This window comes from Flavobacterium sp. FPG59 (genome assembly GCF_002150205.1).
GTDB lineage: Bacteria > Bacteroidota > Bacteroidia > Flavobacteriales > Flavobacteriaceae > Flavobacterium.
This window is the reverse complement of sequence record NZ_MTCA01000220.1, coordinates 1-5102: the sequence shown is the minus strand read 5'-3', so window position 1 is coordinate 5102 and position 5102 is coordinate 1. Positions and strand designations below refer to the sequence as shown.

The following is a 5102-nucleotide window of genomic DNA, read 5'->3' as shown; positions in this document are numbered from 1 at the left end:
TTGCTATGAAGTTATAAAATAGAAATAAAAAAAGTCTTTTATTTATGATGGAATACATTATCAAGATTATGTCTTAAAGCGGTTGTGAACACATCAATTCGCTACTGAAAACTGAGAGTCATACAAATTCTTATAAAAACCACTTTCACGATTAATTAGTTCTTGATGCGTACCTTGTTCAACGATTAGCCCTTTGTCCATCACTACAATTTTGTCAGCGTTTACAATCGTGGCTAATCGGTGTGCAATAACAATAGAGGTTCTGCCTTTTGTAATAGTTTCGGTAGCACGCTGAATCAATTCCTCGGAGTAAGTATCTATAGAGGATGTGGCTTCGTCAAGAATTAAGATACTTGGGTTACTCACATAAGCTCTCAAGAATGCAATTAATTGGCGCTGACCAGAGGATAGCATTACTCCGCGTTCCTTAACATCAAAATCATAATTATCTGGCAAGCTCATGATAAATTCATGCACTCCAATTTTTTTGGCTGCAGCCAATACTTGGTCGCGATCAATTTCAGGATTATTTAAGGTGATATTATTAAAAATAGTATCAGCAAAAAGGAAAACATCCTGCAATACTACCGCAATTTGCTTTCGTAAAGAACCTAAAGTATAATTTTCAATATTTTGATTATCAATATATATGGAGCCGCTATTGATTTCATAAAAACGATTTAGTAAGTTGATAATAGTAGATTTTCCTGCACCTGTAGAGCCTACAATGGCAATTGTTTGTCCAGCGTTTACTTCTAAATCAATTCCTTTTATGACTTCTTCATCAGGAATGTACCCAAAACGAACTTTATTAAATTCAATATTTCCTTTAAAAATTGGTGCCTCAAGAATACCAGTATCTTGTATTTGATCTTGGGTGTCCAAAATATCAAAAACACGGTTGGCAGCAATCATTCCCAGTTGCATCTCATTGAATTTATCGGCTATTTGTCGCAACGGATTGAATAGCATACCGATAAACATCGTGTACGAGAATAAATCTCCAAAAGTGGTAAAGTTATCTCCGTTTAAAATTTTGAATCCGCCGTAAAGCACAATAAAACCAAGTGTCAATGACGAAATAATATCTGCAATAGGGAAGAAGATGGAGTTGTATAAAATGGTTTTTATCCACGCTTTCTTGTGCTTGTCATTTATCTCTTTGAACTTTTCTAACTCAATGTTTTCTCTATTAAAGAGTTGAACAATCTTCATGCCCGTGACACGCTCTTGTACAAAGGAATTCATATTAGCAATTTGAGTACGCACTTCCTCAAAAGCAACTTGCATTTTCTTTTGGAAAATTCTCGTTACAAAAACCAGGATAGGCATGGCTACAATCACAATCCAAGTTAGGGTCCAGTTCATATAAAACATAAAACCCAGAACTACAATCATTTTCATCAAGTCACTAATTATCATGAACAAACCTTGACTAAAAATTCTAGCAATAGATTCGATATCAGAAACCGAACGAGTCACCAATTGCCCCACAGGAACGTGGTCAAAATATTTCATTCTAAAACTCAAAATGTGCTGAAAAAGTTTGGTACGAATGTCTTTTACAATATCTTGACCCAACCAGTTGGCCCAATAGACAAAGTAAAATTGTGAAAACACCTCTAATAAAAGCACAATCCCCATTAAGATTACATACATTAATAATCCTTTTTGATCTTGTGTAGCAATGTATCCATCAACGGTTTGTTTCAATAAATACGGGCGTAACGCTGCAAATATTGACAATGAAATAGCAAAAATAACTACTCCATTAAAACGCCATTGATAGGGTTTTGTAAATTTTAATATTCGTTTGAATAATCTAGTATCAAATGCTTTTGCTTTCATATTTTTTCTTTAAGCCTTATGCTTTAGGCTTTAGGCATAATGCGTAAAGCTTACAGCCTGAAGCTATAAATAATCGTATTCTATTTTGGTTAAATACAAACCATGTGCTGGAACCGAAATCCCGGCCTTATCTCTGTTTTTACTAGCAATAATTGCTGTAAAATCCTCGAGTGTAATTTTATGCAACCCCACATTGATCAACGTTCCTACAATGGCACGCACCATATTGCGTAAAAACCTATTTGCCGAAACGGTAAAAACCAACGAATTGTTGTCTTTTTGTGTCCAATGCGCTTCATAAATAGTACAATCAAATGTGTTTACATCAGTGTTCACTTTTGAAAAACATTGAAAATCAGTGTGTTCAAACAGTATTTGAGCTGCTTGATTCATGAGCTCAATATCTAGCGATTGATGAAAGTACCAACTCTTATCTTGTAAAAATACATCTTTAAAAGTATGAATGTGATATTCGTAAGTTCTTTTTGTAGCATCAAACCGAGTGTGCGCATCATCATGAACTGCTAGTAGATCATAAATTACAATATCTTTGGGTAAATAAGAGTTGAGTTTGTGAATCAAGCTTGTTTTATCAAATGATTTTTCTATATCAAAATGAGCATACATTTCTCTGGCGTGAACTCCTGTGTCAGTCCTTCCAGCACCCATAAGATTTAGAGGTGTGTTTAACAATACCGAAAAGGCTTTGTTCATGGTTTCTTGAACAGAGGCTGCGTTTGGCTGGAATTGCCATCCGTGGTAATGCGTGCCATTGTATGCAAATTTAACGAAATATCTCAACTGTTTTTTTTTGATGTTACAAAGATACTTATTAATTTTTGTGCAAGGAAATGACAAACTGCCAAAGTTTGTTAAGAATGGATTCGATTTCATTATTGAACCAAGAATGGCTATTTTTACCAAAATTTCTAGCCCAGATAGCAGCGGTATCTCCCGATTTTAAAAAACAAGGCTTTTTAGCTGTAGTTTTTTTGATCGGGAATAAAGCGGATAGCTGGAAAAAGCTCCTAAAAAAAACTTAAATTGAAAAAAATCCTTTTACTATCGGATACGCACAGTCATATTGACGAAGTTATTTTAAAATATGTTGATCAAGCTGATGAGGTATGGCATGCTGGGGATATAGGCGCCTTAACCGTTACTGATGCAATACAGAAAGTAAAACCTTTGCACGCGGTGTATGGTAATATAGATGATGCTCAGGCTCGAATGGAATTTCCATTACACAATCGATTTATGTGTGAAGGAGTTGATGTCTGGATCACACATATTGGTGGTTATCCGGGGAAATACAACGCTAGTATTAGAGAAGAACTACTTGTAAATCCTCCGAAAATATTTATTTGCGGACACTCTCATATCCTAAAAGTTATGTTTGATAAAAAATTGAATCTTTTGCACCTTAATCCAGGAGCCGCTGGTATAAGTGGTTTTCATCAAGTACGCACTATGTTGCGCTTTGTAATAGATGGGGATAAGATTAGGGATATGGAGATTATTGAGTTGGGTAAACGGGGTTAGAATTTTTTTTATGATAGTGTATGGGAACTTCAATGCTTACAGTTGTACCCCAATTGAGTTTTGAATCTATATAAAATGTCCCTTTCAAGTTGTTGATTCTGGACTTGATTTGGTTAATACCAAAGCCCTCAAGAATATGAAAGTTAGAAGAATCAAAACCTTTTCCGTTATCAATAATTTTTATTTGTAGCATGTTATTATTTTCGTCCAATGAAACTATAGATTGGCATGCTGTACTGTGTTTGATAATATTATTAATGAGTTCCATTATGATGAAATAGATTTTCATTTCAAAGTCTTCATCATAACGGGTGTTTCGATCTACTGAATTGTTAAAAACAAAGTTTAGTATTGAGTTTGTATTTTTTTCGCATAGATCTTCCAAGGCATCGAATAACCCAAAACGAACCAGTAACGAAGGCATTAATTCATGGGATAGATCCCGAACTTGGTCGTGTGCATTTTCAAGGATTTGTTTTGTTTTTGTAATTTCAACAGGGAAATTTTGTGTTTGATTTGTAAAAGCTTGTAATTGCATTCCTGCGGATGATAAAAGAGCACTTATATTATCATGTAGAAAAGAAGCAATTTTTTTTCGTTCTAATTCTTGACCATTAATTGAGGCATTTAATATGTTTTCTTGAACCTTACTTTGTAAATCTTTAATCTTATTTTTGTGTTTTAACTTTGCATTTAAGGTTAAAATATAAAAGACCAAAGAGAGTAATAGCAAAATTACAGCTACAACAATTACAATTTTTTTATTGCGGTATTGTTCTTCTAATAGTTCTATTTGTTTGGTTTTAAACTCACTCTCAATTTTGTCAATTTCACGTTTGTACTCATCTATTTCAAGATTTATTCCAGCAACATTTGCTTTATTTAGTTTTTCTTCATCTGTTAATTCCTCTGTTAGTTTTATGTAGGAGTCAAGGTGTTGGTATGCTTTTTTGTAATTTCCAGTTTTCATTAAAAACTTAGAATATTCATGGTGGGAGAATGATAAATCTGATTTTTCTTCTCCTTGAATCCCAAGTTTAATAGCATTTTCAAAGTAGTAAGTAGCTTTGCTGTTGTTGTTAATGCTAGAATTATACATTCCGTTAAGCATGTTTAGTGCTACAATTGTTGACGGATTTCCATATTTTTTTTGATTTTTATTAATGTATTCTAAATGAGGATATCCACTTTTGAAATCTCCAATGTCAAAATAAGCCCAAGTAATATTGAGATTTGTGAATAGAATTTGATAAACATCATTAATTTTAGTGCTGTATTCTAATGATTTTTTGTAGTAATAAATTCCTTTTTTATATTGTTTTTTGTCAAAACAGTAAATGTTTCCCAAATTGTTGTGCAGCCAATTTTTTAAAGCATCATTATTCGTTCTGTTAGCATATGTTAAACCTTTATTATAGTAGTAAAATGCTTTATCGGGCTCGGATAATTGATCAAAATTTGCAGCAATAGTATTATAGCATCCAGCAATTAAATTGTCGTTTTTTAATTGAATGGCCTTGCTAAGAGCAAATCTTGATTGTATTAATGATTTTTCATAATTGCCTTCTTTCATGAGCAAAATAGCCTTGTTTGAAAGTAGCGTAACATCTTTTACTGATAGATTTTTGTCGTTAGCAAATAGCGTTTTAGGTGAAAGTACTAAAATTAAAAAAAATAAAAGTGTAAATTGCCTATTTAACATGCTATTGTAG

General features: G+C 33.0%; 4 protein-coding genes. 1 reads left to right on the top strand and 3 read right to left on the bottom strand.

From position 1 onward, the window contains the following. Positions 1 to 93 precede the first annotated feature (93 nt). Together FPG59_RS13790 and truA are read right to left on the bottom strand one after the other, a co-directional pair. Positions 94 to 1848, bottom strand: a complete 1755-nt coding sequence (locus FPG59_RS13790; RefSeq protein WP_086455161.1) for an ABC transporter ATP-binding protein — start codon at positions 1846 to 1848, stop codon at positions 94 to 96. Positions 1849 to 1911: 63 nt separating this feature from the next. After that, entirely contained in the window at positions 1912 to 2649 is a 738-nt protein-coding gene (gene truA, locus FPG59_RS13785) for a tRNA pseudouridine(38-40) synthase TruA (protein WP_086455163.1), read from the bottom strand. Positions 2650 to 2892: 243 nt separating this feature from the next. Here truA and FPG59_RS13780 point away from each other — a divergent pair, with 243 nt between their 5' ends. Continuing rightward, the gene (locus FPG59_RS13780) at positions 2893 to 3390 is read left to right on the top strand and encodes a metallophosphoesterase (RefSeq protein WP_086455160.1); all 498 of its coding nucleotides are present in this window, start codon (positions 2893 to 2895) and stop codon (positions 3388 to 3390) included. On the opposite strand, the gene FPG59_RS13775 is transcribed toward FPG59_RS13780, so the two are convergent. Then, a partial coding sequence (locus tag FPG59_RS13775; protein ID WP_254906710.1) for a tetratricopeptide repeat-containing sensor histidine kinase occupies positions 3365 to 5102 on the bottom strand: 1738 nt, incomplete at its 5' end. The genes FPG59_RS13780 and FPG59_RS13775 overlap by 26 nt on opposite strands.